Origin of the sequence: Tenacibaculum sp. 47A_GOM-205m (assembly GCF_000518405.1) — a bacterium.
In the GTDB taxonomy this organism is placed as follows: Bacteria; Bacteroidota; Bacteroidia; order Flavobacteriales; family Flavobacteriaceae; genus Polaribacter; species Polaribacter lutimaris.
Window position 1 is genome coordinate 627,408 of the sequence record NZ_JADN01000004.1, and the last position, 26,107, is coordinate 653,514.

26 protein-coding genes and 1 tRNA gene are annotated in these 26,107 nt (G+C 31.1%); 15 read left to right on the plus strand and 12 right to left on the minus strand.

Annotated features, from left to right (window positions below; translation table 11 throughout):
* Nucleotides 1-74: 74 nt before the first annotated feature.
* The 3 genes from N534_RS0106585 (at nt 75) to N534_RS0106595 (ending at nt 2,383) form a co-directional block, all read left to right on the plus strand.
* On the plus strand, nt 75-497 hold the full coding sequence (locus tag N534_RS0106585) for a hypothetical protein (protein ID WP_028891724.1): 423 nt from the start codon (nt 75-77) through the stop codon (nt 495-497).
* A gap of 140 nt (nt 498-637) precedes the next feature.
* Nucleotides 638-1,366, plus strand: coding sequence for a 1-acyl-sn-glycerol-3-phosphate acyltransferase (locus N534_RS0106590; RefSeq protein ID WP_028891725.1), 729 nt, complete (start codon nt 638-640; stop codon nt 1,364-1,366).
* Nucleotides 1,367-1,402: 36 nt separating this feature from the next.
* Entirely contained in the window at nt 1,403-2,383 is a 981-nt protein-coding gene (locus N534_RS0106595) for an acyl-ACP desaturase (RefSeq protein ID WP_028891726.1), read from the plus strand.
* Nucleotides 2,384-2,414: 31 nt separating this feature from the next.
* Here the strand turns inward: N534_RS0106595 and N534_RS0106600 are convergent, their stop codons facing one another.
* Entirely contained in the window at nt 2,415-3,200 is a 786-nt protein-coding gene (locus N534_RS0106600) for an amidohydrolase (protein ID WP_038005590.1), read from the minus strand.
* A gap of 76 nt (nt 3,201-3,276) precedes the next feature.
* On the opposite strand from N534_RS0106600, the gene N534_RS0106605 reads away from it, so the two are divergent.
* Entirely contained in the window at nt 3,277-6,033 is a 2,757-nt protein-coding gene (locus N534_RS0106605; protein ID WP_028891728.1) for a PD-(D/E)XK nuclease family protein, read from the plus strand.
* On the opposite strand, the gene N534_RS0106610 is transcribed toward N534_RS0106605, so the two are convergent.
* From N534_RS0106610 to N534_RS0106620, 3 genes are all read right to left on the minus strand, one after another.
* Nucleotides 6,030-6,563, minus strand: a complete 534-nt coding sequence (locus tag N534_RS0106610) for a GNAT family N-acetyltransferase (protein ID WP_028891729.1) — start codon at nt 6,561-6,563, stop codon at nt 6,030-6,032. The genes N534_RS0106605 and N534_RS0106610 overlap by 4 nt on opposite strands.
* Nucleotides 6,564-6,577: 14 nt before the next feature.
* Nucleotides 6,578-6,651: transfer RNA gene (locus tag N534_RS0106615), tRNA-Ala, on the minus strand.
* A gap of 33 nt (nt 6,652-6,684) precedes the next feature.
* A complete protein-coding gene (locus N534_RS0106620; protein WP_028891730.1) occupies nt 6,685-7,107 on the minus strand; it encodes a molybdenum cofactor biosynthesis protein MoaE in 423 nt (140 codons plus the stop codon).
* Nucleotides 7,108-7,183: 76 nt separating this feature from the next.
* Here N534_RS0106620 and N534_RS0106625 point away from each other — a divergent pair, with 76 nt between their 5' ends.
* From N534_RS0106625 to N534_RS0106635, 3 genes are all read left to right on the plus strand, one after another.
* Nucleotides 7,184-8,728 carry a hypothetical protein gene (locus N534_RS0106625; RefSeq protein WP_038005592.1) on the plus strand — a complete coding sequence of 515 codons (1,545 nt, stop codon included), beginning with the start codon at nt 7,184-7,186 and terminating at the stop codon, nt 8,726-8,728.
* 9 nt (nt 8,729-8,737) lie between these two features.
* Nucleotides 8,738-9,925 carry a phosphoglycerate kinase gene (gene pgk / locus N534_RS0106630; protein ID WP_028891732.1) on the plus strand — a complete coding sequence of 396 codons (1,188 nt, stop codon included), beginning with the start codon at nt 8,738-8,740 and terminating at the stop codon, nt 9,923-9,925.
* A gap of 132 nt (nt 9,926-10,057) precedes the next feature.
* Nucleotides 10,058-11,098, plus strand: coding sequence for an NADP(H)-dependent aldo-keto reductase (locus N534_RS0106635; protein ID WP_028891733.1), 1,041 nt, complete (start codon nt 10,058-10,060; stop codon nt 11,096-11,098).
* Nucleotides 11,099-11,150: 52 nt separating this feature from the next.
* Here the strand turns inward: N534_RS0106635 and N534_RS0106640 are convergent, their stop codons facing one another.
* The 5 genes from N534_RS0106640 to trpS all read right to left on the minus strand — a co-directional run bounded on the left by N534_RS0106640 (nt 11,151) and on the right by trpS (nt 13,550).
* Nucleotides 11,151-11,417 carry a type II toxin-antitoxin system RelE/ParE family toxin gene (locus tag N534_RS0106640; protein ID WP_028891734.1) on the minus strand — a complete coding sequence of 89 codons (267 nt, stop codon included), beginning with the start codon at nt 11,415-11,417 and terminating at the stop codon, nt 11,151-11,153.
* Nucleotides 11,417-11,665: a hypothetical protein gene (locus tag N534_RS0106645; protein ID WP_028891735.1), complete on the minus strand. Its 249-nt coding sequence runs from the start codon at nt 11,663-11,665 to the stop codon at nt 11,417-11,419. The genes N534_RS0106640 and N534_RS0106645 overlap by 1 nt, the downstream gene beginning before the upstream one ends.
* 149 nt (nt 11,666-11,814) lie before the next feature.
* Nucleotides 11,815-12,120, minus strand: a complete 306-nt coding sequence (locus tag N534_RS0106650; RefSeq protein WP_028891736.1) for a DUF6370 family protein — start codon at nt 12,118-12,120, stop codon at nt 11,815-11,817.
* 73 nt (nt 12,121-12,193) lie between these two features.
* On the minus strand, nt 12,194-12,448 hold the full coding sequence (locus N534_RS14515) for a hypothetical protein (protein WP_051435862.1): 255 nt from the start codon (nt 12,446-12,448) through the stop codon (nt 12,194-12,196).
* A gap of 133 nt (nt 12,449-12,581) precedes the next feature.
* Nucleotides 12,582-13,550 (minus strand): tryptophan--tRNA ligase, encoded by a 969-nt coding sequence (gene trpS, locus N534_RS0106660; protein ID WP_028891737.1) that lies wholly within the window; start codon nt 13,548-13,550, stop codon nt 12,582-12,584.
* A gap of 149 nt (nt 13,551-13,699) precedes the next feature.
* Between trpS and N534_RS0106665 the strand changes: the two genes are divergently transcribed.
* Nucleotides 13,700-14,458: a 1-acyl-sn-glycerol-3-phosphate acyltransferase gene (locus tag N534_RS0106665; protein WP_028891738.1), complete on the plus strand. Its 759-nt coding sequence runs from the start codon at nt 13,700-13,702 to the stop codon at nt 14,456-14,458.
* A 3-nt stretch (nt 14,459-14,461) separates the two neighbouring features.
* A complete protein-coding gene (locus N534_RS0106670; protein ID WP_028891739.1) occupies nt 14,462-15,103 on the plus strand; it encodes a hemolysin III family protein in 642 nt (213 codons plus the stop codon).
* Here the strand turns inward: N534_RS0106670 and N534_RS0106675 are convergent.
* Nucleotides 15,100-15,576, minus strand: coding sequence for a CYTH domain-containing protein (locus tag N534_RS0106675; protein ID WP_028891740.1), 477 nt, complete (start codon nt 15,574-15,576; stop codon nt 15,100-15,102). The genes N534_RS0106670 and N534_RS0106675 overlap by 4 nt on opposite strands.
* Nucleotides 15,577-15,668: 92 nt before the next feature.
* On the opposite strand from N534_RS0106675, the gene recO reads away from it, so the two are divergent.
* From recO to N534_RS0106690, 3 genes are read left to right on the plus strand one after another with little or no spacing between them, the layout of a single operon-like run.
* Nucleotides 15,669-16,391, plus strand: coding sequence for a DNA repair protein RecO (recO, locus tag N534_RS0106680; RefSeq protein ID WP_028891741.1), 723 nt, complete (start codon nt 15,669-15,671; stop codon nt 16,389-16,391).
* Nucleotides 16,392-16,394: 3 nt separating this feature from the next.
* The gene (locus N534_RS0106685) at nt 16,395-18,896 is read left to right on the plus strand and encodes a TonB-dependent receptor domain-containing protein (protein WP_028891742.1); all 2,502 of its coding nucleotides are present in this window, start codon (nt 16,395-16,397) and stop codon (nt 18,894-18,896) included.
* 10 nt (nt 18,897-18,906) lie between these two features.
* On the plus strand, nt 18,907-19,188 hold the full coding sequence (locus N534_RS0106690) for a DUF3817 domain-containing protein (RefSeq protein ID WP_028891743.1): 282 nt from the start codon (nt 18,907-18,909) through the stop codon (nt 19,186-19,188).
* A 79-nt stretch (nt 19,189-19,267) separates the two neighbouring features.
* Here N534_RS0106690 and moaD read toward each other — a convergent pair whose 3' ends face one another.
* Entirely contained in the window at nt 19,268-19,510 is a 243-nt protein-coding gene (gene moaD / locus N534_RS0106695) for a molybdopterin converting factor subunit 1 (RefSeq protein ID WP_028891744.1), read from the minus strand.
* Nucleotides 19,511-19,884: 374 nt separating this feature from the next.
* Here moaD and N534_RS0106700 point away from each other — a divergent pair, with 374 nt between their 5' ends.
* From N534_RS0106700 to N534_RS0106710, 3 genes are all read left to right on the plus strand, one after another.
* Nucleotides 19,885-20,130 carry a hypothetical protein gene (locus N534_RS0106700; protein ID WP_028891745.1) on the plus strand — a complete coding sequence of 82 codons (246 nt, stop codon included), beginning with the start codon at nt 19,885-19,887 and terminating at the stop codon, nt 20,128-20,130.
* A 63-nt stretch (nt 20,131-20,193) separates the two neighbouring features.
* Nucleotides 20,194-20,907 (plus strand): GLPGLI family protein, encoded by a 714-nt coding sequence (locus N534_RS15055; protein WP_051435864.1) that lies wholly within the window; start codon nt 20,194-20,196, stop codon nt 20,905-20,907.
* A 33-nt stretch (nt 20,908-20,940) separates the two neighbouring features.
* Nucleotides 20,941-23,610 carry a TonB-dependent receptor gene (locus N534_RS0106710; protein ID WP_028891746.1) on the plus strand — a complete coding sequence of 890 codons (2,670 nt, stop codon included), beginning with the start codon at nt 20,941-20,943 and terminating at the stop codon, nt 23,608-23,610.
* Here N534_RS0106710 and N534_RS0106715 read toward each other — a convergent pair.
* Nucleotides 23,605-26,070 carry a DUF5686 family protein gene (locus tag N534_RS0106715; RefSeq protein WP_028891747.1) on the minus strand — a complete coding sequence of 822 codons (2,466 nt, stop codon included), beginning with the start codon at nt 26,068-26,070 and terminating at the stop codon, nt 23,605-23,607. The two genes, N534_RS0106710 and N534_RS0106715, sit on opposite strands and share 6 nt — an antisense overlap.
* Nucleotides 26,071-26,107 lie beyond the last annotated feature (37 nt).

Consider the following 26,107-nt stretch of genomic DNA (forward strand, 5'->3'; position numbering starts at 1 on the left):
ACCACCTCGCCTGAGGTGGTTTTTTTATGCGGAAAATTCAGTATTTTTACACAGACAAAACTTAAAAAATCATGATGAAAACATTACACTCTTATTGGGCATACGTTGTATTAGCAGTTTTAATATTTACGGTGGTAAATGCTATTATAGGATTAGTACAAAAAAAAGAATTTACCCATAAAGAGTTTCGTTTAGGGTTATTCACGTTAATAACAGCTCATATTCAATTATTAATTGGTTTAGGGTGGTATTTTATGTCTCCTTGGTATAAAGCTTTAAAAGCTAATGGAGGCGAAGTAATGAAAGAATCAGCGGCAAGATTACTAGCTATAGAGCACCCATTAATGATGATTATTGCCATCGTATTAATCACGATAGGTTGGTCTAAACACAAAAAGCAAGTAAAAAGCGAAGCTAAGTTTAAAACCTTTGCTATCTTTTACGGATTAGCTTTACTACTAATTCTCTCAAGAATTCCTTGGAGCAACTGGTTTTAAGATAAAATTATAGTCCCGCTTTCGCGGGATTTTCTATTTTTGCGCACTAGTAAAGTTTTAAGAATGAAATCGGTATGTTTTCTAAATAACATTTTACTCTTAAAAAACAAAACTAGCAAACAACAAAACAACTAAATAGAATGAAGATTTTAAGTTATATCCTCTCATCAATCTTTGCATTGGTGTTTTTTTCTTTATTATTAATTTTCCATCCATTACAGTGGTTAGGTCTTAAGCTCTTTGGACAAGAAGGACACCAAAACGTAGTAAATCTCATGAATTGGTTTCTTGTTAAATCATTATTGATTTTAGGAATTCGAGTTCAATTTGAAAACAAACACAACTTACCAGAAAATACAACCTTAATTTTTGTAGCAAATCATCAAAGTACATTTGATATTCCGCCAATTATTTGGTATCTTAGAAGACACTACCCAAAATTTGTATCAAAAAAAGAGTTAGGAAAAGGAATTCCTAGCATTTCCTTCAATTTAAAATACGGAGGAGCTGCTTTAATTGATAGAAAAGACCCTAAACAAGCTTTGTCTGAATTAGGAAAGTTTGCTAAGAGAATTAATAAAAACAACTGGTCTGCAGCTATTTTTCCAGAAGGAACTAGAAGTAGAACAGGAAAACCAAAGTCATTCTCTGTTAATGGGCTTAAAATGATAGCCAAATATAATCCAGAAGCTTATGTGGTACCATTATCAATCAATAATTCTTGGAAAGTATTTAAATACGGAAAATTTCCGTTAGGAATAGGAAGTCCTATAAAAATCCAAACTCACGAACCTATAAAAGTAAATAGTTTACCGTTTGATGAGTTAATAGCAAAAACAGAAGCAACTGTAAAGTCTGCTATATATTAAACAAAACAAACAACAATAAATATAAACCCTTAAATCATGTCGATACAAAACATTAGAAAGGAAGTAATGCAAACGCTGGAAAAAAACATTGACAGTTTTGTAGACAAATTCTTAATGCCAATTGAAAAAATTTGGCAACCAACCGATTTTTTACCCAATTCACAACAAGATTCTTTTATTGATGAAGTAAAAGAAATTCAAGAACTTTCAAAAGAACTTGATGATGACTTTTGGGTGGTTTTAGTAGGAGATACTATTACTGAAGAAGCTTTACCAACGTATGAATCTTGGTTATTAGACTTAGATGGAGTAACACAACAACCCGATAATGGTTGGGCAAAATGGGTTCGTGCTTGGACTGCGGAAGAAAACCGCCACGGAGATGTGTTAAACAAATACTTATATCTTTCAGGAAGGGTAAATATGCGCGAGGTAGAAGTATCTACACAGCATTTAATAGCTGACGGATTTGACATAGGTACCGCTACCGATCCGTATAAAAACTTTGTGTACACAAGTTTTCAGGAGTTAGCAACGTATATTTCACACAATAACGTAGCTAAAATTGCAAAAAAACAAGGGCACAAAGCGTTGGCTAAAATGTCTAAAATCATTGCTGGAGATGAAATGCGTCATCACATGGCATATACAGAATTTGTTAAAGAAATTTTTAAGATTGATCCAAGCGAAATGATGTTGGCATTTCAGCATATGATGAAGCACAAAATTGTAATGCCTGCAATGCATTTAAGAGAGTCTTATGGTACGAAAGGAAGTTTATTTGATGATTTCTCTGCTGTAGCACAAAGAATAGGTGTATACACTGGTTTTGATTATGTAGATATCTTGAAAAAGTTAAATACGACTTGGGAAATTGATAAGATTACTAATCTAACTCCAGAAGCAGAAAAAGCACGTGATTACTTAATGAAATTACCAGACAGGATGTATCGAATTACTGAACGTATCGTAGTACCTGATACGAAGTTCAATTTTAAATGGATGATTCCTGCATAAAAGTAAAAAAGCAACCTATTAGGTTGCTTTTTTATTGAAGTATAAATTCGTCTCTATCATCCAAAAATCGAAATCGATTACGAGCTTTTATTTGTGTTACTTTATCTAACTCAATAATCAATGTTTCCTCAGTTCCTTGGTTGTTTTTAACCAAACAGTTTCCTAAAGTATCATAGCAAACCGTATTTCCTGTATACTCGTATTCATTAGCATCTACACCTACTCTATTTGCACCAATTGTATAGCTCATATTTTCAATAGCACGCGCTTTTAATAAACTATCCCAAGCTTCAATACGCGGTTTAGGCCAACTCGCCACATATAGCAATAAATCATAGTTTTCAGTATTTCTAGCCCATATAGGAAAGCGCAAATCATAACAAATTAATGGGCAAATTTTCCACCCTTTATATTCAACTATAATTCTATCAGTTCCTGCAGAAAAAACTTCATGTTCACCTGCTAATGTGAACGTATGTTTTTTATCGTACGAGTCTATTTTTCCTGAAGGATGTACAAATAACAAACGATTGTAAAAATGATCATTTTCACAAACAACAATGCTACCAGTAATAGCTGTAGATTTTTTTTGAGCTAAATTTTGTAGCCATTGCACTGTTTCACCTTTCATAGTTTCGGCAACAGCTGAAGCATTCATAGTAAAACCAGTGGTAAACATTTCAGGTAAAACAATTACATCGATATCCTCAGCTAAGGAGTTGATTTTCGCTTCAAATTGATTCCTGTTTGCTGTCGGATTTTCCCAAACTAAATCCGATTGAATCATAGCTACTTTTAAAGTATTCGTTGTATTCATGAATATACACTGTTTGTACTCTCAAAAATAGGATAAAAATTGTACTTTCGATTCAAGCTAAAACCATTTTAAAAAAATGCAGTCTTTTATTTCAGAAACGTTAGATACTATTTTACAAAACACCAAATCGTTTGAGAACGTTGTGTTTGTGCTGCCTTCACAAAGGGCGGGAGTTTTTGTAAAAGAAACGTTTAAAAATAAAATTTCTGCAGGCTTCTTACCAGAAATTATAAATATTGGAGATTTCGTTGAAGAAATTTCTGAAATGAAAAAGATAGATGCTGTTCAACTCCTTTTCCATTTTTATACCATTTACAAAGAACAAGAAGAAAATCCAGACTCGTTTGATGTGTTTTCATCGTGGGCATTCACGCTTTTGCAAGATTATAATGAAATCGATCAGCATTTAATCAACTCGCGAGAGATTTTTATGTATTTAAGAGATATTCATCGATTACGAAAATGGTCTGTAAAAGGGGAATTTAAAGAAACTGAATTGATGAAAGATCATTTTGCTTTCATGGAAAAGCTGAACAAATATTACGATGCTTTTTATCAGTTTTTGGTCAAAAATAATATTGGATATCAAGGAATTTTATACCGAGAATCAACCAAAAAAGCAGCAGATTTTATTAGTAGAAATCAACAAAAAAAATACTTTTTTATAGGGTTTAATGCTTTAAATGCTGCGGAAGAATTATTGTTTGAGCAATTTTTACTGAATGGAAATGCAGAAGCCTATTGGGATATTGATAGAACATTTTATGAGAGTAAACACCAAGCAGGAAGCTTTTTAAGAAAGTATAAAACGCGCTGGAAATACTATCAGCAAAACCCAATTCAAACTGTTAAAGAATACTTTTCAGAAAGGAAGCATATCGAAGTAATAGGAGCCTCAAAAAATATTACGCAGATAAAATATGCAGGTGAAATTTTAGCCAAACTTTCCAATTATAATAATACAGCGTTGGTTTTGGCAGATGAAACATTATTGCCAATTACTTTGAACTCGTTACCTAAAAATGTAAATGCTATTAATATTACAATGGGATATCCGTTAAAAGATGTTCCAACAACGAGTTTGATTTTTGCCATTTTTCAGTTATTTCTAAATCAGGAAAAGTTAGAAAAAACAGAAAGCAACCTTTTTTACCATAAAGATGTAGTTCGCTTGGTAAAAGATGCAACTATTTATGGATTATTACAGATTGATGAACAAACTAATATAGCGGATGTACTTTCAGAGACGGTAGCTAAAGAGAACAATACCTTTATCAAAAAAGAAGAAATAATAACATTTTTTTCGCCAGTTAGTGAGGAGGTTAAAGAAAGAATAGCTGCTGTTTTCAATCCATTTTCGTCGATTAGTGAGTTTTTAAATAGAATTATAGAGTTAATTAACTTGCTAAAAGAAAACGCAAACGAATTAGAAAAGGAATATTTATTTCGTTTTTATACCGCATTTACCCAGTTACAAAATTTACATAACGAGTTTGGTTATGTACAAGATTTAAAAACCTTACATCAATTTTTTAGGCAGTTAATACAGTCGGAAAGTTTATCATTTCAAGGAGAACCTTTACAGGGATTACAGCTGATGGGAGTGTTAGAAACCCGTGTGTTAGATTTTGAAAATGTAATCATCACTTCTGTAAATGAAGGCGTTTTACCAGGAAATCATCAACAAAACACATTCATCCCTTTTGATGTAAAAATAGAGTTTGGATTGCCAACCTATAGAGAAAAAGATGCACTTTTCTCGTACCACTTTTTTAGATTACTACAACGTGCAAAAAATATTTACATTTTGTATAATACAGAGCATGATGTGTTTGGAAGTGGAGAGAAAAGCCGTTTTGTAACGCAGTTAGAAATGATGCGAGATAATATTACAGAAAAAATTATAAGTCCGAAAGTAGTAACGTCACCTGTTCAATTAAAAGAAATTCAAAAAGACGATAAGGTCTTAGAACGTTTGCAAGAGATAGCACAAAAAGGAATATCACCTTCTGCCTTAACTAATTATTTATACAATCCGATTGCATTTTATAAACAGAAAATTTTAAAAATAAATGAGCTAGAAGATGTGGAAGAAACGGTCGCTGCAAATACGATGGGAACAGTAGTACATGATACTTTAGAAGAGTTGTACAAACCTTTTATAGGGAAGTTTTTACAAGTGAATGATATTGATGGAATGTTGAAAAAAACAAAAGAGCTGATTATTCTTTATTTCTCGAAGCATTTTAAAAATGGAGATTTAACCACGGGTAAAAACAGATTGATTTTTGAGGTAGCCAATCGTTTTGTAGAGAATTTTTTATTGAAAGAAAAGCAATTGTTGAAAGATGAAAATAATCAACTAAAAATTATCGCCACTGAGCAAGAACTGTCTTCAGAAATTATGATTGAGGGAATTAATTTTCCGATAAAAATTAAAGGAATTGTCGATCGTATTGATGAATTGAACGGTGTTACCAGAATTATCGACTATAAAACAGGAATGGTGGATAGTACAAACTTAAAAGTACTCGATTTTGAAGCCATACGTGATTTAAAGTATCATAAAGCGATTCAGGTAATGTTGTATGCTTTTTTGTATACCCAACACACTCAGTTTAATTTTGAAAAACCATTAGCAGCAGGAATAATTTCGTTTAAAAACTTAAAAAGTGGTTTTTTACAAATGAATTTCTCATCCAACTATCGAAAACCTGATAATGCCATTACAGAAGAAAAATTAGAGGAATTTATGACCGAAATAAAAGCCGTATTAACAGAGTTGTACAATCCAGCAATAAGTTTTGTTGAACCAGTTAATTTACCATACTAGATAGCTAAATAAACAATTTCCCAATCTTGTTTATTACTCGTATAGGTTTTTAAAGTTTTAAAACCGATAGCTTTATGCGCGTTGATAGATCTAGTATTTTTTTCGTCTATTTCAGTAATAATACAATCATATATTCCTGTAAATTCCTTCTTCATTTTGGCATACAAACCTCTAAAAACACCTTTTCCACGAAAGTTTTTGTCTATACAGACTTGTCCCATTAAAATATAGGGTTTAGCTCCTTTTGAAGTTGTGTCTATTTCATCAAACATTGGGATGAGAATAGGAATGTCGTTTCTGAAAATTTTAGACATTGATAAAGCATAGCCAATAACTTTACCGTTATTCTTAGCAATGATATGCGGGTGCACATCGTTCATTTTTTGTAGTATTTCTAAATCATGACGAACGGTAACAAAACCTTGTTCTTTTTTATCGGTTTCTGATAATTTTTCAGGCAAGTTTTGTCGCTGCAATTCCAATATTTGAAGCAAATCTGTTTGGTTAGTAGCCGTAGTAAATTCAATCATGATTTTAAAAATAGTGGAGCATATCGGAGTCGAACCGATGACCTTTTGACTGCCAGTCAAACGCTCTAGCCAACTGAGCTAATGCCCCTAGTTAAAACTAACATATCCAAATATAGTATTTTTAAGGATGTGCATTTACCCAAACTTCACCATCTTCAAAAAATTCTTTCTTCCAAATAGGAACCGTTTCTTTTAAGGTGTCAATAGCATACTGGCAAGCATCAAAAGCAGCTTTTCTGTGTGGAGAAGAAACGGTAATAATTACAGGAACATCACCAATAGTTAACAAACCTTCAGCATGATGTATGGCAATCTTTGTGACTCCAAATTTTTCTAAGACAGCATCTGCAATTTTTTGCATTTCTTTAATTGCCATAGGCTTGTAAGTAGAAAAATCAAGTTGGGTAACCTCTTTGTTTTGAGTAACATTTCTTACAGTACCCACAAAAACAGCAATTCCACCACAAGAAGGATCAGCTACAAAATCGTAACATTCTTGTAAGTTGAGTTTTTCAGAGGTTATTTTTATGGAAGTAAGGTTCATTATTTAACTGTAAAGAGATTAAAAATAAAGCTAAAATATAGTATTTTCGGCAGCTCAAAATAATAAATTAAATAATATGAAGAAAAGTATATTGCTATGTTTTTTTACCATTTTTACTTTAAGATTAAGCTCCCAAGAAGATTTAATGAGTGTTTCTCTTGATAAGAGTGGAGTTTTTAAAGAAAGAAAAACAAGTATTCTAAACACTATTTATAAAGATGAGTTAAATAACTTATATACTATAAGAACTTTAGAGTCTGAAAGAAGTTTGTTGATAGATGTTTTTGATAGTAAGTTTAATAAGATTAACTCTTTTGAGCATAAAATTGAAAGAAAGCATAGAATATCTGGAGGTTTTTTTAAACAGGAGAGATTAGGGTTTGTAGAGTATTATAAAAATAATAGAGAAAATAAAATAGAGGCTTTTCTATATACTTCGCTTAAAGATAAGCTTGAGTTTTCTAAAAAGAAAATTTTTGAGGTCACTCTTGATAGATATCCTTCATTTTTAGAGTCAGTTTTTTCAGCTTCAAAAATAGATAAAGATTTTAAAGGAAATATGTCTTTTTCTAAATCAGGAAACTATAATGTTTTTAATATAGATTCATCTGATAAAAAAAATGAGCATCACAGTATTAAGGTTTTTGATGAAGATTTTAATAAATTATGGGAGAAAGAATTTGATTTACCTTATAAAGATAAAAGATTTAAACTTCAAGAGATTAAAGTTTCAGATAAAGGAGAAGTATTTGTTTTAGGAAAAGTGTATCCAAAAAAGAAAAAGGAAAAAGGAGGGAATTACCATTATGAATTATTTAAAATTGTAGAAGGTAATGTATCATCTACAAAAATCTCCGTTGAAGACCATTTTGTAGCGACTTTAGAGTTAGACTTAACGCAGGAAAATAAATTGAGCTGTATTGGTTTTTATTCTGATATAAATGAGAATAGATTTAAGGGAGTGTGCTCATTTATTTTAGATACAAAAAATATTAACATTGAAAATTCAGCTTTTTCGCCTTTTACAGAGCAGTTTTTAAAGGATAAATATGGTGAATCTAAAGATAAAGAATTAAGAAATGTTAAATTTAAAGATGTTTCTTATTCAAAAGATGGAGGAATGATTATCACTGCAGAAGAATTTTTTATAACAACAACATATGTACATAATCAATATGGAGGTTATACAAGAATATCATATAACTTTGATGATATAATTGTTATAAAATTAGATAGAGAAGGAAGACTAGTATGGGCTAGAAATATCAATAAAGCTCAAACATCAAACTATTTTTCAGATCCATTAATGTCGTTTGGAACAGCACAGTATAATAATGATAAGTATTTAATTTTAAATGCTCATAAAAAGATGGGAGAATTATCTGGAGGGAGAATTAAATTTAGAGAAAGTTTTTTATGGAACGCAACTAAAAATAACACGAATTTATATATTGTTAAGTTGAATCCCAATGGAGATTTTATATACAAATCCTTATTATCAAATAAAGATGAAGAAACACCATTTAATTGTAGATTTATTGAACAAGTTTCAGATAATGAGTTAATTTTATACGGTCAAAGAAAAAACAAGAAACAATTTTTAAAAATAACAATCAACTAGATTTAAGTGATGAAAACATTGAACGATTTCAATTTTGAAAATAAAAAAGCATTAATCCGAGTAGATTTTAATGTGCCTTTAAACGATACTTTTGAAGTAACTGACGATACAAGAATTCAAGCAGCAAAACCAACTATTATAAAAATATTAGAAGATGGTGGTAGCTGTGTTTTAATGTCTCACTTAGGGCGTCCAAAAGGAAAAGAAGATCAATTTTCGTTACGTCATATTGTTAGTAAAGTAACAGAAGTTTTAGGCGTGCAAGTAAAGTTTGTTGACGATTGCATTGGTTCAACAGTAGAAGAGGCAATAGCAAATTTAAAGAGTGGTGAAATTTTATTATTAGAAAATTTACGTTTTTATCCTGAAGAAAAAACAGGTAATGTTGCTTTTGCAGAACAATTATCTAAATGGGGTGATGTGTATGTAAATGATGCTTTTGGTACAGCACACAGAGCCCATGCTTCTACTGCTATTATTGCACAATTTTTTCCAGAAAATAAATGCTTCGGAAACTTATTAGCAACAGAGATTGAAAGCATTGATAAAGTATTAAATAACTCAGAAAAACCAGTAACTGCTATTTTAGGAGGAGCAAAAGTGTCGTCTAAAATTGGAGTGATTGAAAATATTATTGAAAAAGTAGATCATATCATCGTTGGTGGAGGAATGACGTTTACGTTTATCAAAGCTCTAGGAGGAAAAATTGGAAATTCACTAGTTGAAGAAGATAAATTAGAGTTAGCATTAGAAATATTAGCTAAAGCGAAAGAAAACAATACAGAAATTCACTTACCAGTAGATGCAGTTATTGCAGATGCTTTTTCAAACGATGCAAATACACAAGTAGTAGATACTAATGAAATTCCAGATGGATGGATGGGATTAGACTGCGGACCTAAAACCGTTGAAAAATTTACTGAAGTTATTGCAAAGTCAAAGACTATTTTATGGAATGGTCCTTTAGGTGTTTTTGAAATGGAAAAGTTTGCAGAAGGAACCATTGGTTTAGGAAATGCAATCGCAGAAGCTACTAAAAATGGAGCATTCTCGTTAGTAGGAGGAGGTGACTCAGTTGCTGCTGTAAAGCAATTTGGATTTGCTGATAAAGTAAGCTATGTATCTACAGGTGGAGGAGCGATGTTAGAAATGTTGGAAGGACAAACCTTACCAGGAATAGAAGCAATTTTAAAATAATTTGTCATTTCGAGCGGTAGCGAGAAATCTCATTAAAGGAACAACTTTTAAGTTAAAGATTCCCTAATCGTAGCTCTTTTGAAATGACTATTGGTTTACAGTAAAGTAAGCCTTTAATAATTACAGAATAATATGAAATACACAACACTACCTAATACCGATGTAAAAGTTTCAAAAATATGTTTAGGAACTATGACATGGGGTCGACAGAATACGGAAGCAGAAGGTCATGAACAAATGGATTATGCCTTAGAACAAGGGGTAAACTTTTTTGATACTGCAGAATTATATTCAGTTCCAGCTACACCAGAAACATATGGTGCTACAGAAAAAATCATAGGCTCTTGGTTTAAAAAAACAGGAAACAGAGAAAAAGTAGTGTTGGCATCTAAAATCGCAGGAGGAGGTGATTACACAGCTCATATTAGAACAGGTGGTTTCAATAGAAAGAATATAAGTGAAGCCATTGAAGGCAGCTTAAAACGCCTACAAACTGATTATATCGACTTATATCAACTGCATTGGCCAGATCGTGGTGTAAACTGTTTTGGGGTACGTGATTATCCATACAAAACTTCTGCAAAAGAAGCTGAAAAGCATTTAGAGATTTTAGAAACCTTGAATGATTTTGTGAAACAAGGAAAGATAAAACACGTTGGTTTGTCTAACGAAACTCCTTGGGGAACGATGAAGTACTTACAAACTGCAGAACAACATGGTTTACCAAGAATGGTGACGATTCAAAATTCGTACTCATTAATTCATAGAGGATATGAAGTTGGAATGTCTGAGGTTTCTATGAGAGAAAATATAGGTTTGTTAGCGTATTCTCCATTAGCACAAGGAGTATTAACAGGAAAATATATTGATGGAAAAACTCCAGAAGGAGCAAGAGGAACTTTATTCCCACGTTTTATTGCACGATATAAAAATGAAGGCTCTGAAAAAGCGGTTTTAGAGTATCAAAAAATAGCAAATAAACATGGATTAACGTTAACAGAACTATCGTTAGCATACATCAACCAGTTGCCATTTGTAACCAGTAATATTATTGGAGCGACGAAAATGAGTCAGTTAAAAGAGAATATCAATTCTATCAATATTGAATTGTCTGATGCCATTTTAGAAGAGATAGAAGCGGTGCACAAAGTAATTCCGAATCCAGCACCATAACTTGAATAGAATCTAAAATAAAAAATCGATGTAAACTTTACATCGATTTTTTTTATGGAAATAATTTGTAAATATCGTTTCGCTTTACAAAACGAGCAATTGTAACTTCATTATTAGAACAATAAACACCTAGACGATAGTCGCCTATTCTTATTCGGTAAGCATCTGGATGACCAGACATTTTTTTTATACCATTAACGTCTAGCAAGTTTTCAGCTCTTTTTAAATCATTAATTAATTCAAGTAAAGCCAATTTTAATTTTTCATCTTTTACTTTTTTTACATCTTTTAAAGCTAGACGAGAATAGATAATATTCATTATTTTAATGCTTTTAAGAACTCTTCTTCACTTACTGTGTCGGTTCTATCAGCTTGTTGCATTAAGAGTAATAAGCCTAAATCTTCTTTCTGTTCTTCGGTTAAACTATCTAATTGTTCTCTTTCCTTTTGAATAACAAACAATTCAATAGCTTTTTCCATTAAAGCTTTTACACTTAATCCTTCAAAAGCGGATAACACTTTCAGTTTGGTAAGAAGAGTATCGTTTACTTCTACCAGTTTCTTCATTATTATTGTTTTTGTGATAAACTACAGTGTAAATATATATAATGTATATAATATATACAATTATTAATGTGTGTAAAAAATCCGAAGTAGAGAACTACTTCAGATTTTTTGTCTTTTATCTAGGAATTTTGTTTCTAAAAGTCTAAAAACTATTCCTCTACTATTTTAAATGAAGAAGCTTTAAACTTACCGTCTTCAACTTTTCCAGTAACTTCTGCTTTTCTAACAACATTGCAAAAACCAGTGTTTTTATCGTGTGAGTCTCCATAGTCGTCTATGTGAGCGCCATCAACAAAATAGGCTTGACCATCTATTTTTACAGCTAAATCACATCCATTTTGGCTATCTAAACCAAACAGACATTGTCCACAAGAAGCTTCAACAATTTGTGTTTTTTCTTTAGGGGTGCTACAAGCAACAATACCTAAGAATACTAAGATAAATATATTTTTCATGTTGTCAATTTATAAAAAATAAAATAAAAAACCAGAGTAAAAATTACTCTGGCTCATAGTTTACTTTTATATCCTAACTTTCTTCTTCACCAACAGGCTCTCCTTGTGTGGTAACAGAACCGGTACTTGCATTTCCGTATACTGGTGTTTCGTTTCTTAGAATATCAATTACTCTTGCAAAGTTATCAGCTGTCATGTATGGGGTTTCTTCTCTTTTTCCTTGAAATGTTGTAAAGTAAAACTTACCCAAATCAATTTTAGGATCCCATAATGCTTGGTAACTTTTAAGTTTTGTCCATCCTGTCGTTCCTTGTGCATAATGTGGCATAATGATTTTATTTTGAGGTTAATAGTTGTGTAAAACTATTAAAAGCTAAAATCAAAATACTAACTCAATTCCCTATTTCTAAGCGGGAGATACTCCTAAATTTTTCAGGACAGAAAAACTCAATTAAATAAGATTAATATCCTATTTTACCACGCACTCTTTGTAAAACATCTTTGGCAATAACTTTTGCTTTTTTAGCTCCTACAGCTAATGCTTCATCAATTTCATGACGGTTTTCCATGTAGTGGTTATACTTTGTACGCACATCAGCAAACTTTTCTAAAATTAATTCATATAAAGCTTGTTTAGCATGTCCGTAACCATAACCTCCATTTTCATAATTAGCACGCATTTCAGTTATTTGCTCTTCCGAAGCTAATAATTTATATATAGCAAAAACATTATCAGTATCTGGATTTTTTGGATCTTCTAAGGCTTTACTATCTGTTTGAATAGCCATAATTTGCTTACGCAACTTTTTGTCTGGTAAGAAAATATTGATGAAATTATTTCGAGATTTACTCATCTTTTCACCATCAGTTCCAGGAACTAATTTCGTGTCTTCATTTATCTTTGCTTGAGGCGGAACCAATGTTTCACCCACAATATTGTTAAATCTGTTTGCAACATCGCGTGTCATTTCTAAGTGCTGTAACTGATCTTTTCCTACAGGAACAACTTCAGCATCATATAACAAGATATCAGCAGCCATTAACATAGGATAAGTAAATAAACCAGCATTCACATCTGCTAAGCGATCTGCTTTGTCTTTAAAACCGTGTGCTAAAGTTAAACGTTGATACGGAAAGAAACAGCTTAAATACCAAGTTAACTCAGTAGTCTCAGGAATGTCGCTTTGACGATAAAAAACGGTTTTGTTAATGTCAATACCACAAGCAAGCCAAGTAGCCGCTACACTATAGGTGTTTTCGCGCAATTCGTTACCATCTTTAATCTGAGTTAAAGAGTGCATATCTGCAATGAAAATAAACGATTCGTTTTGTGAATCATTAGCCATTTCAATAGCAGGTAAAATTGCTCCTAATAAATTTCCTAAATGTGGGGTTCCTGTACTTTGTACACCTGTTAAAATTCTTGACATAAATCTGTTTTGAAAATTTTTTACTTAAGTAAGCAAAAATAAGCTTAAAATTCATCAAACAAAAGAAATTACTACATTCGCATTTCTTATTTAATCTTCTTTTTTAAGATGATAAGAAAAAAGAGTTATCCATTTTTAATTTTAGAGGCTTGAAGTACATTTTTTTCCCTATTCGATTTTTTTGGCGTGTTTGGTTTTACTTGTTAATGGTCGTTTCAGTTTTGTTAATGGCTCCTTTTTTGTTGATTTTAACATCAGATGAAAAATACTATCCGGTTTTTTGGAAAGTTGTTAGAGCTTGGGCCTTCTTTTTAATTTACGGAATGGGCTTTAGATTGAAGGTTGAAAAAGAACAAGAGGTTGATAGAAATAAAAGTTACATGTTTTGTGCCAACCATGCATCATTTATAGATCCTTGGATATTGATAGCGCTGAGTAAAAACCCTATTGTTTTTGTAGGGAAAATGGAATTGGCAAAATTTCCTGTTTTTGGGTTCTTTTACAAAAAAGTGGTGATTATGGTTGATAGAAGCGATTCTGAGAGTAGAAGAAAAGTATATGAGCAAGCACATAGCAGATTGAAAAATGGTACAAGCGTTGCTATTTTTCCTGAAGGATTGGTTCCTGATGAAAGTGTTGTTTTAGCACCGTTTAAAAATGGAGCGTTTAGTTTAGCGATAGAACACCAAATACCAATTGTTCCTCAAGTTTATTATGACGGAAAACGTTTGTTTTCTTGGGATTTTTTTAAAGGAGCCCCAGGAACATTAAGGGTAAAACAATGTGAGTTTATTAAAACAGAAAACTTAGTTCAAGAAGACAAAAGAAAACTTAAAGAACAAACATACAATATGATATACAATGAATTGATAAATGATGAGTTGTATATGAAAGACACTAACCGATAAATAATGAGCGAGAAATTAAATCATCGTTATAGCGAAAAAGAAGAAAGACTTAATGTGCTTTCTCATGGTTTAGGATTACTACTAAGTATTATTGCTTTTCCTTTGTTATTACAAAAATCATTTGAGTATGATACTTTTTGGAAGGGAGTTAGCCTGGTGATTTATGGAATCAGCATGATTGTTTTATACGCAGCATCTACCTTTTATCATGCAGCTAAAGAACCTAAACTTAGACGAAAGCTTAATATTTTTGATCACGCTGCTATTTATGTACTCATAGCAGGAACGTACACTCCTTTTTGCTTATTGGTTTTATCTCAGAATTTAGGTTGGTATTTGTTTATCGTAGTTTGGATTTTTGCGTTAACAGGAGTTGTTTTAAAGTTATTTTTTACAGGAAGGTTTAATAAATTATCAACAGCTTTATATTTACTAATGGGATGGCAAATAGTGTTTTTAATTAAACCGTTAATTGATAGTTTTTCTAGCGAAGGTTTATTCTATCTTTTTTTGGGCGGGTTTTTTTATACTGTTGGGGCTATTTTTTATTCGATAAAAAAACTAAAATATAACCATGCAACGTTTCATGTTTTTGTGTTGTTAGGAAGTTTAAGTCATTTTATAGCTGTTTATTTCTGTATTTAAGAAATCCAACGAATAAAAGGATGTTTGCTTAAGTTTGAGTTGTAATATTTTGCAATACCTGTAACTTCTTCTCCTAACCATTCAGGTTTTGTGAAATTTTCATCTTCATTTTTTAGCTCAACTTCGGCAATCAGTAAACCGTTGTTTTCTCCTAAAAACTCATCTACTTCAAAAGTATGATTGTCAACTTTTACTAAATATCGGTATTTTTCTATAATCCCTTTTTCACAAAGATTAAAAAGACTTTTAGCTTCATTTTTGTCAATTTCTTTTTCCCACTCAAAACGAGTTGTTCCGCTAGCATTAGATGCTCCTTTGATTGTTAAAAAACCCTTGTCGTCTTTTATTCGAACACGTACTACTCGTTCTTTATCTGAATTTAAAAATCCTTGTTTTATATAATTTTTTTGAAATGAAATTTCTTTAAAAGCTTCTGATTTTACTAAGAATTTTCTTTCTATTTCTACAGCCATACCAAAGTGCGTCAAATTTGTACGAAAGTACCATTTTTATAGCTATTATTAAATATCTTTGATTGATGATTTTAACTGGTAAATTCGATTAAATGGCAGTTGTTACTACAAAAGCTATTGTTTTAAGTTCGCTAAAGTATAGTGATACAAGTTTAATTGTAAAATGTTTTACGTTACAAGAAGGAGTGAAATCGTATATGCTAAAAGGGGTTTTAAAAGCTAAAAGAGGAAAATTAAAGGCAGCTCACTTTCAGCCACTAACACAATTACTAATTACAGCAAATCATAGTAATAAAAGTTCTTTACATTCTATCAAAGAAGTACAGGTAATTCATCCGTATGAAACAATACATACTTCAGTAGTAAAACAATCAATCATCTTGTTTTTGTCTGAAATATTATCAAAAATCATTCAAGAGGAAGAAGAAAATGGTCCATTGTATCAATACTTAGAAACATCTTTAGTTTGGATAGATACTCATGACGAGGTAGCTAATTTTCATCTATTGTTTTTATTAAATTTATCTAAGTATTTAGGGTTTTATCCCGACACTTCCGAATCTGATAAAAAAGCCTTTAGTTTGTTAGAAGGAAGTTTTACTGATTTGGTATATGAAAAAGGAAACTTAACAGGTAAAGAAATTAATCTTTTTAAAAGCTTGTTAGGCATAAATTTTGATGCAATAAATTCAATTTCCTATTCAAAAAATGATAGGCAAACTATTCTTCGAATTATCATAAAATATTATGAATTACATTTAGAAGGATTTCGGAAACCTAAGTCGTTAGACGTGTTAGAAACTGTTTTTAGTTAACTTATGAAACAAATAATTACTGTATTTTTTTTACTAATTGTAACCACAATTTTTTCGCAAAACCTTACTGTTATTGATGCAGAAACAGGAAAGCCTGTTGAATCAGTTACTGTATTTAATAAAAATAATACAACTTATGCTGTAAGCGATGAGTTGGGAAAAGTTGATATTTCAGCGTTTTCAAAAAATGAAGTATTAATTTTTTCGCATGTTTCATATGCAGAATATCAAGAGAAAAAATCAGCTTTAAAAGCAAACAACTATCATGTGTATCTGTCAAAAAACTCAGAACAGTTAGATGAGGTAGTGGTTTCGGTATTTAAGAACAGGGAAAAAACAAATCGTATAGCAGAGCAAATTGCCGTAGTTTCATCAAAAGAAATTGAAAAGTTATCACCCCAAACATCTGCAGATTTATTATCGAGTGTACCTGGAATAAAAATTCAAAAATCACAGTTCGGAGGAGGAAGTCCAGTAATGAGAGGAATGGAAAGTAACCGAGTTTTATTAGTGGTAGATGGTGTTCGAATGAATAATGCGATTTATAGAAAAGGACACTTGCAAAACTCAATTACAGTGGCTCCAAATTTACTGGATAGAACTGAAATTGTTTTTGGTCCGTCATCAGTAATTTATGGTTCAGATGCTTTGGGAGGAGTAATTCACTACTACACAAAAACACCAAAAATATCAGAAAAAGGCAGTGAAATTAAAGGGAATACTTTTTTACGATACAGTTCTGCAAATAATGAGGTAACTAATGTGGTTTCTACTGAGCTTAGGTTTAAAAAATGGGCTTCATTTACTAGTGTGTCTCACAGTAATTTCGGCGATTTACGAATGGGGGAAAATCGCTCTCATGGTTTTGATGACTGGGGTAAAGTACCTTTCTACTCTAATAATACAGATAGTTATTACAACGATACACCCGTTGCAAATTCTAATTTAAATATTCAGAGAAATACTGGTTACAGTCAAACAGACGTATTACAGAAGTTTTATATTCCTTTTTCAAAAGACACCGATTTTAAGTTAAATATTCAATATTCAAACTCTTCAAATATTCCACGTTTTGATAAGTTAACCGAGTTAAAAGGAAATGGGAGTTTAAAGTTTGCTGAATGGTATTATGGACCGCAAGAAAGATTATTAATCTCTCCACAATTACTTATCAATCCGAAGAAAAAATGGATGGATAAAGGAACAATTACCTTAGCATATCAAAACATAAAAGAGAGTCGTATTCAACGAAAATTTGGAAGTTTAGACAGATCTTATAGAAAAGAAGCAGTAGATGTTTTTAGTTTGAATGGAGATTTTACAATTCCGTTAGCAGCACACAGAAATTTAGGCTATGGAGTTGAGTTTGCTTATAACGATGTAGCTTCTAATTCTTATGGAAAAACATTACGAGTAAAAGGGAACGAAATTATAGGGTTTGATGGAGATTTTGCTGTGCAATCTCGTTATCCTGACGGTGGGAGTAGCTATTTAAGCTCTGCATTTTATGTAGATTATCGTCAAGATATCAATGCTAAAACGACTTTAAATACAGGAATTAGAGGTACACATACAGTATTAAAAGCTAAATGGATAGATGAAACATTCATAGACATTCCTCAAAACGATATCCGATTAGATAACCAATCAATTACAGCAACGATAGGTTACGTGTATAAGCCAACAAGAAATTGGCAATTGAACGGAGTTATTTCTTCAGGTTTTCGTTCCCCAAATATTGATGATGTAGGAAAAATTAGAGAAAAAAGCGGTAGGTTAACAGTTCCTAATACCGAGTTAGGACCTGAATACGCATACAACTTCGAAATAGGGCTTCAAAAATACTTTAACAATAGAAAGTTTAGAGTTGGAATGAATGCCTATTATACAATATTAGACCAAAATATAACGAGAATCCCGTACGAGTTTTTTGGGCAAAGCACCGTTTTTTATGATGGAGATGAATACAATACTACTGATGGAGAAATTTTAACGAATTATAACAGAGGAAGAGCTTATATAACAGGATTTACAGCGAGCTATGAAGGTAAAATATCTAAAAATTGGAAAACTTCAGGATCAATAACCTATACAAAAGGAAACACATTAAAGTCGGAAGAAAAAGGAGTGCCAGATGAACCATTATCGTCTATTCCACCATTATTTGGTCGTTTCGATTTGAGTTATGTAAATAAGAAGTTTGAAGGAGGAGCAAATCTAGTTTTTAACGCTAAAAAAGATATATCTGACTATAATTTAACAGAAGGTATTGATAACCATGACCAAACACCAATTGTGAATCCTGATGCAGTAGAAGACATTGATAAATACTACGGAACTCCTAGTTGGATGACTGTTGGGTTATACGGGAAGTATCAGTTTACTAAAAACATAGCTTTACAAGCGCAATTGTCTAATTTATTTGACGAGCATTATAAAGAATTTGCCTCTGGAGTATCTTCTGCAGGACGTAATATTTCAGTATCTTTACAGACCAATTTTTAAGCGTAAACAAATGATAAATTTTTTCAGATTAGTAAGTTTATTAGAAGGACTATCTTACATCTTATTACTTTTTATAGCAGTACCAATTAAATACATGCAAGGAAATCCAGAATATGTAAAAATGTTAGGAATGCCTCACGGATTACTATTTGTAGGGTATATCGTATTAGCTATTATGTTGAAATACGAGTTAAATTGGAATGGAAAAACTTTCGGAATCGTTTGTTTGTTATCTATTTTACCTTTCGGAACCTTTTTCGTTGGAAGGTATCTAAAAAAAGAAGTAGCATAACATGCTAATAATTTAATGGTATGATGTAAAATGGAAACTAAACGAACATATTCTATTTTACATCATATCATAACTACAATTACCCTCCGCTTACTGGAGGTATAATGGCTATTACATCATTTTCTCGTATGAGTGTATCATTGCTTGCATAACTTTCGTTAATAGCCACAGCATACGAACTCATTTTTTGAAATTCAGGAAATTCATTAGAAAGAAGTTTTTTAAAGCTTGCAACAGTACTTTTGTTAGGTAGTTCTAGGGTTAATGAAGAACTATCAGCTAAATCTGCAGCGACACCAAAAAGTAATAAGGTTGTTTTCATAACGTAAAAGTATTCTTATTTTCATCAAAAATCACCAAAATTTATTTTTAACAAAATCTTAACGTTTACTTTAAATTGTTGGTTATCAGTATTAAAAAAAAACTAAATTAGGGAAAACCCTGAGAAGAAAATAGTGTCAACTCAGGGTTTTCCCTGATAGGCTTTAACATTTGTTAAAAAGTAATTTTATATGTTTGGGAAAGGTAATACTAAAAACTTGATCACTTTTCTTATTACCCACTAGCTAGTAAAAGAAGAAGAATGTTTATAAAATTGCGCACATTTTTCTTTTTGTTTTTATAAAACTGATTACGCTCTTTAATTTATAAAAGAGTGTACGGTGAATTATTAATCAAATTAAAAATTTTAAAAAAATGAAAAAAGTAATGTTAGTAGCAGCAATGGTGTTTGCTACAAGTAGTTTAATAAATGCAAGTACTATTCTTGACGAAAAAGTTGAGGGAAAATCTTTTTTGAAGATTGAAGAAGACAGAAGTTGTGTTAGAGGTTGTGTTGATACAGCGATTGATGCCTCACTGTATATTTCTGAAACATCAGGAATGAATAGAATGGATGCTTATCATATTGTTTATTTAAGCTGTTATAATTCTAACTGTTAATTTATAAACTGTGTAACCTCTATTTTAATTAAAAAAATAGAGGTTATAATTAAAAAGAACTGAATGAGATTATTTTTAATAACAATATTGTTTACTATAAGTTGTAATAATAAAATTTGTTCTCAAAAGAAAAATGGAGAAGTGATTTATAAAGTAAATTTTGACACAAATCTTTTTAACAAAAAACATAAAAGTAGGAAAATGGAGGAGATAAGAAGAAGGTTAATAAGTGAAACAAAAGAAATTACTGGTGTGTTGAAGTTTTCATCTTCCGAATCGTTATATTTTCTTGATGAGAATATGTCAAAAACAAATGAAAATACAATTAATCTGAGTTTTGTTTCAGGAGGAGGAAAAAGAAAATATTATTTTAATTCTTTTAATAAAGAAAACATTATTCAAGATTGTGAATTATTAGGAGAATGTTTTAGAATAAAGAAATCCCCTATAGAATGGAAGATAACTCAAAAAACCAAAATAGTAAATGGACAGACATGTTATTTGGCTACTATGACAGAAGTAGTTAATGATAAAAACGTTAATGTATTTGCATGGTTTAACCCCCAAATACCTATAAATTATGGACCTAAAAACTATAATGGTTTACCAGGCTTAATAATTGAGCTAATAACAGGTAATACGACTTTTAGGGTTTATAAGATAAAATATAAAAAAGAAATAGAAAAACTATCAAAATTAAAAGGAAGAATGGTTTCAGAAGAAGAGTTTAATAAACTATGTAAAAAGAGTTTTCCTGAAGAATTATTTAAAAAATAAACTCCTCAAAGGAATTATCTTGAAGAAGTTTTTATGAAAAAGAAAACAGCAGTTATTTTTTTTGCTTTACTTTTTAGCCTTTTTTCAAATGCCCAAACCATTGTTTTTAAAGGAGTAGTAAAAGATAGTTTACAAAATTCATTATCGTTTGCTAACGTTATTGCTAAACCCCAAAAAGCAACACAAAACATGAGTTTTGCTATTTCAGATGAAGAAGGAAACTACCGTTTAGAACTCCAAAAAGGTAATAATTATACGATTAGTGTTAGTTATTTAGGGTATGAGACTACTAGTTTTAATATAACATCAGTTGAAAATACAACAAAACATATTGTTTTAAAAGAAGCAAAAAACCAGTTAGACGAAGTTATTATTGAGCTACCTGTTACTGTAAAACAAGACACAATTATTTACAATACTGATAAGTTTGTAGACGGAAGCGAACGTAAATTAAAAAACGTACTTAAAAAACTACCAGGCGTTGAGGTAGATAAAAATGGAGGCGTTATGGTACAAGGAAAAAAAGTAACCAAATTATTAGTAGATGGTAAAAAGTTTTTTGGGGGAGGTACAAAACTTGGGGTAGAAAACATTCCCGCTGATGCGGTTGATAAAGTAGAAGTTATTGATAACTACAACGAAGTTGCTTTTTTAAAAAACGTATCTGACTCTGAGGACATGGCAATGAATATACAGTTAAAAGAAGATAAAAAGCGTTTTGTTTTTGGTGATGTTGAAGCAGGAGCAAATGTGGGGTATGATTCTTATCATAAAGCAAGCGCTAACCTTTTTTATTACTCCCCAAAAACCAATGTAAACTTTATAGGAAATCTAAATAATATAGGTGAAAAAACCTTTACGTTTAGAGATTATATGAATTTTCAAGGTGGAGTTAATGCTGTGTTTAGTGGTAACTTTAACTGGAAAGGTGGTGATTTTTCTCAATTTTTAGAAAACCGTGATGTACTAAGTAGTAATCAACGTTTTGGTGCACTAAATATAACCAAAACCGTGGCGAGTAAATTAGACGTTTCTGGGTATGTTATTTTTTCACATAGTGATACCAAGAATTTTAATGAAACTCGTAATGAATACACGACGTTTATAGAAGATAAAACCAGTAAAACGAATAGTAATAATTTGTTAGGTATTGGTAAATTAAATCTTGAATATGCACCCAATACCAAAGAGCAATGGTACGTAAGAACGCAAGTAAAAAAATCAGATGTTACGAAGGAGAATACAATTTTATCCATAATTAATACAGATAATAATAGTATTGAAACTGATAGAAACAATGATATTTGGTATATAAACCAAAATTTTGAATGGCATAAAGACCAGTCTGAGAAACACACATTCTCTGCAATTGCCAATTATACGTTTGATAAAAATACGCCCACTACTAATTGGCAGGCATCAAACACCTATGCAAAAACGATACAAAATATTGTACAACCTGTAGATACCACACAAAGTCAATTGCGTTTATTTCAAGATAAATTTACTGAAAAGCATTATTTGCATACCGCTTTTAAAGATTTTTGGGTGTTGAATAATAACAATCATATATATTCAACGATTGGTAATACTCATCAACAAGAAAAGTTTACAAGTAATGATTTTCAGTTGTTGGATGATGAAAGCATCAATGAATTTACATCAGGCGGATTTAACAATAGTACTGTTTTTAAACACAATGATTTTTTTGCTGGAGTCCATTATAAATTTAGAACAGGAATCTTCACTTTTAAACAAGGAGCGTATTTACACAACTATCGTTGGAAAGTAAATCAAGAAGAGTTTATAGAAAAGGGTAAATGGGTTTTATTACCCGATTTTCTACTAAAAATTGAATTCAATAAATCAAAGAAAATAGAACTGAACTATAATTTAAAAACAAATTTCGCTGATGCTTCACAACTAGCCAATCGTTTTTATTTACAGTCGTATAATTCAGTTTTTAAGGGAAATACTAACTTAGAAAATGAATTGTATCATTCGGCACGATTACGCTATAGGCGTTTTAGTTTGTACCGAGGGTTAATGTTACACGCAAGTGCGAATTACACTAAAAAAGTAAACGGATACAGAAATGCTGTAAGTTTTGATGGGGTAAACCGTTTTTTAACGACACAATTATTCGAAAATCCAAGTGAAGATTGGAATATTAGAGGCTCTTTACGAAAAAGAATAAAGAAAGTTCGGTATAATTTTGTAGGGAGTTATAATAACTCAAAATATCTTCAAAGTATCAACGGTGTATTTGTAAATAATAGAAACATAAACTATTCCATGGAATTGGGAGCGGAAACCCTGTTTGATAAGTTTCCAGCAATAGAGATTGGTTATAAACGAACGATAGGAAATTATACATCAAGTAACTCTGTATCAAAATTTATAACTAACGAGCCATTTGTAAATATAGATCACGATTTTTTAAAAAGTTTTATTTTTAATTTTGATTATAGGCACTATAATTATCAAAATAAATCATTAGGGGCTAAAAATAACTACAATGTTGCAAATGCCACTCTATCGTATCAAAAAGAAGATAGTCCATGGTTATTTAAGCTTACTACTCAAAACTTATTTAACACAAATTTTAAACAAAGCAATAGCTTTTCAGACTATTTAATTTCTGATACTAAAACATACATAATGCCAAGGGTTATATTGTTTAGTGTTGGGTATAAACTATAATTTTATCCCAAAAACTATTCTGTTTTCATGTTTTCCGTTAAAGTAAGAGCGAGCAAAATCTACACGTAAAAAACGCCATTTTCCAATACCAACATTGTTTAAACCAATAGCAAATTCAGAATAAGGTTTATTACCCGCAGTAAATAATCCTTTTGCTCCAGTAACTAGATGAAAGTTGAGTTTGTTTAACAAAGGAACCTTACTTAATAATGCTCCTTTAAAGTTATATTCTCCATGGAGCTCAGCGTATTTATCATTAGAACTTAACTTATAATACGGTAGCATATAAAAGTTGTCCAAATAGTTGCCTTTTGGAGCTATTAACAAGCGATTTCCGTTAAAATGAGCATAATCTATAAAAGGAATGTCTTTTTTCTCTAAAAACATACCTCCTTTAGCTTTGTATGCAAATTCACCCCAGTTGCCTAAATTTATTTGTTGATACAATTGAGAAAAAACCACATCTGAATTCCACTCAGAATTTTCTGATCCGAAGTTTTTTTGATAGCCAATGTATAGTGATGGGTACTTACGACTAGGGATGTTGTATTTTCCATCAGGATATGATAAATATTTTTGTCCAAAATTAATGTTCGCTCCTAAAGAAAAAGTCCACATTTGATGAGGTGTAAAACCTGTTGAAAAATCGGCAGGATTTTGCGGATTGTTAGAAGTGTAATCTATATCATCTTGCGGAAACATTACATAATCAGTTGTATTAAATAAAGGTTTTCTATCTGCAAACTCTAAAGAAGAAAACATACGTATTCCATTAGTTACTTCTTTAGAAAAGGATGCTTTGGCAAATGCCTTTTCATAAATTTTTAAATAGTTTCTTTCAAAACCAATAGAACTTATTGTATTCCAAAACTTAGAAATAGGCTGTTTTGGGTTAAATTGTGGTGTGGCAATTCCTCCAGAAATTGTTAAAACAGGTCGTGTAGTATTGTTCCAACGATAGTTAAAGTTGGCTGTAGGACGCACTTTTTTCTCTGAAAAACCATAATTAATATCAGCCCCAATACTAAAACGTTTTCCTTTTTTGTTAAGTGATTTTCGGTAATTAATACCTAAAGAAGAGTTCCATCCTTGCACCGTATTAAAGTTAAGATTTTCAATAGGAGAAGAAGTGCTTATCGACCACTTGTTATAAGAGTCTTGATAAGTGTAACCAGAAAGAATATCCAACGGTTTAAACTTATTGTTTTTTATATCAATCGAATCTAAATATTTCTTCGATTTTCGAATAGTTTTTATGCTGTCTTTTAATTTGTAATCCGATATTTCTTCAGAAGTTAAAGTCACGGGACGAATTTTATTCCAGTATAGCGAATCCTTTTCTGTAGCATTTTCAGCAAATGAAAGAACCTCGTTACCAAAAGTGTCTTTAGTAAAATTAGGATTAAAATTATAGTTAGAATAAGCAGCAGAAAAGCGTCCGTTAAAATGAAACCCAAATAACCCTGCTTTAAAATCTATGGTTTGTGTAACGGGCACCCAAGCTTTGTTTTTAGTAGAAAAATTATAGTTTTGTTTAATATGTAGAGAATCTACAATAGGCAAGCTTATTTGTGCGCCAGTAACAATAACATCCGCACCATAAATAGCCCAATCATCTTCAACTATATAGATGAATCCACTAAAAACCCGATCGTTTTTACGTTTTGGTAAAAGTTGAATTTTGTTAATTAGTGTTCCGTTTTTATCATAAAAAACACCTGTTAGTTTATAGTTGTAATAACCAAAAGCACCATTTGCAATAGGAGAAATAACTTTAACATCAGCCAAATCAAAAGAATTTTCATAAAAGTTAAAATTTACTTCTTCTGCTTGATTAAAACTAATACCGTTGTCTTGTCCGCTAACTTTTGAAGCTATAATATGTTCTTTAAAGTTTTTAGGTCTTTTTTGGAAAGCAATTTTTGAGACCGTTTCGGAAAGATATACCACACCACTTCGGGTAGAATCCAATCCACCGCCCATATCACCAATATCCTGTCCTAAAAACTTCTTCGGTAAATCTTTTACCTTAAACAAACCACGAGAGTAAAAATCGGCAGTATACTCAGCAAACTTATCTGTGTTTTTAGCTTTATTAGCAATAGCATTTCTAATAATTTTGTTAGCAGGGTTTTCTTCAGAAGAAACAACAACTTCATCTAAAATCACTTCTTCTTCTGTTAAAGAAACATCTAATGTAAAAGGAAAAGAATTTATTTCAACTGTTCTTTTAATAGTTTTATAACCTAATATTTGAAAAATTAGGGTGTGATTTCCTGTTTTGGAGAGTGTTAGTTCATAATCTCCATTGGTGTTAGTTGTTGTACCTGTAATCGTGTTTTCTAAGTAAACACTTACAAAAGAAATTGGTTGTTTTTTAGTGTCTGTAACTCTTCCTTTAACCTGAGAAAAGGTTATTGACGAGCATATTAGAAATAAAAAAGTAGTTATATTTTTCATAGTCAGTTAGTTGATGGTAACAAACATAAAAGAAGAA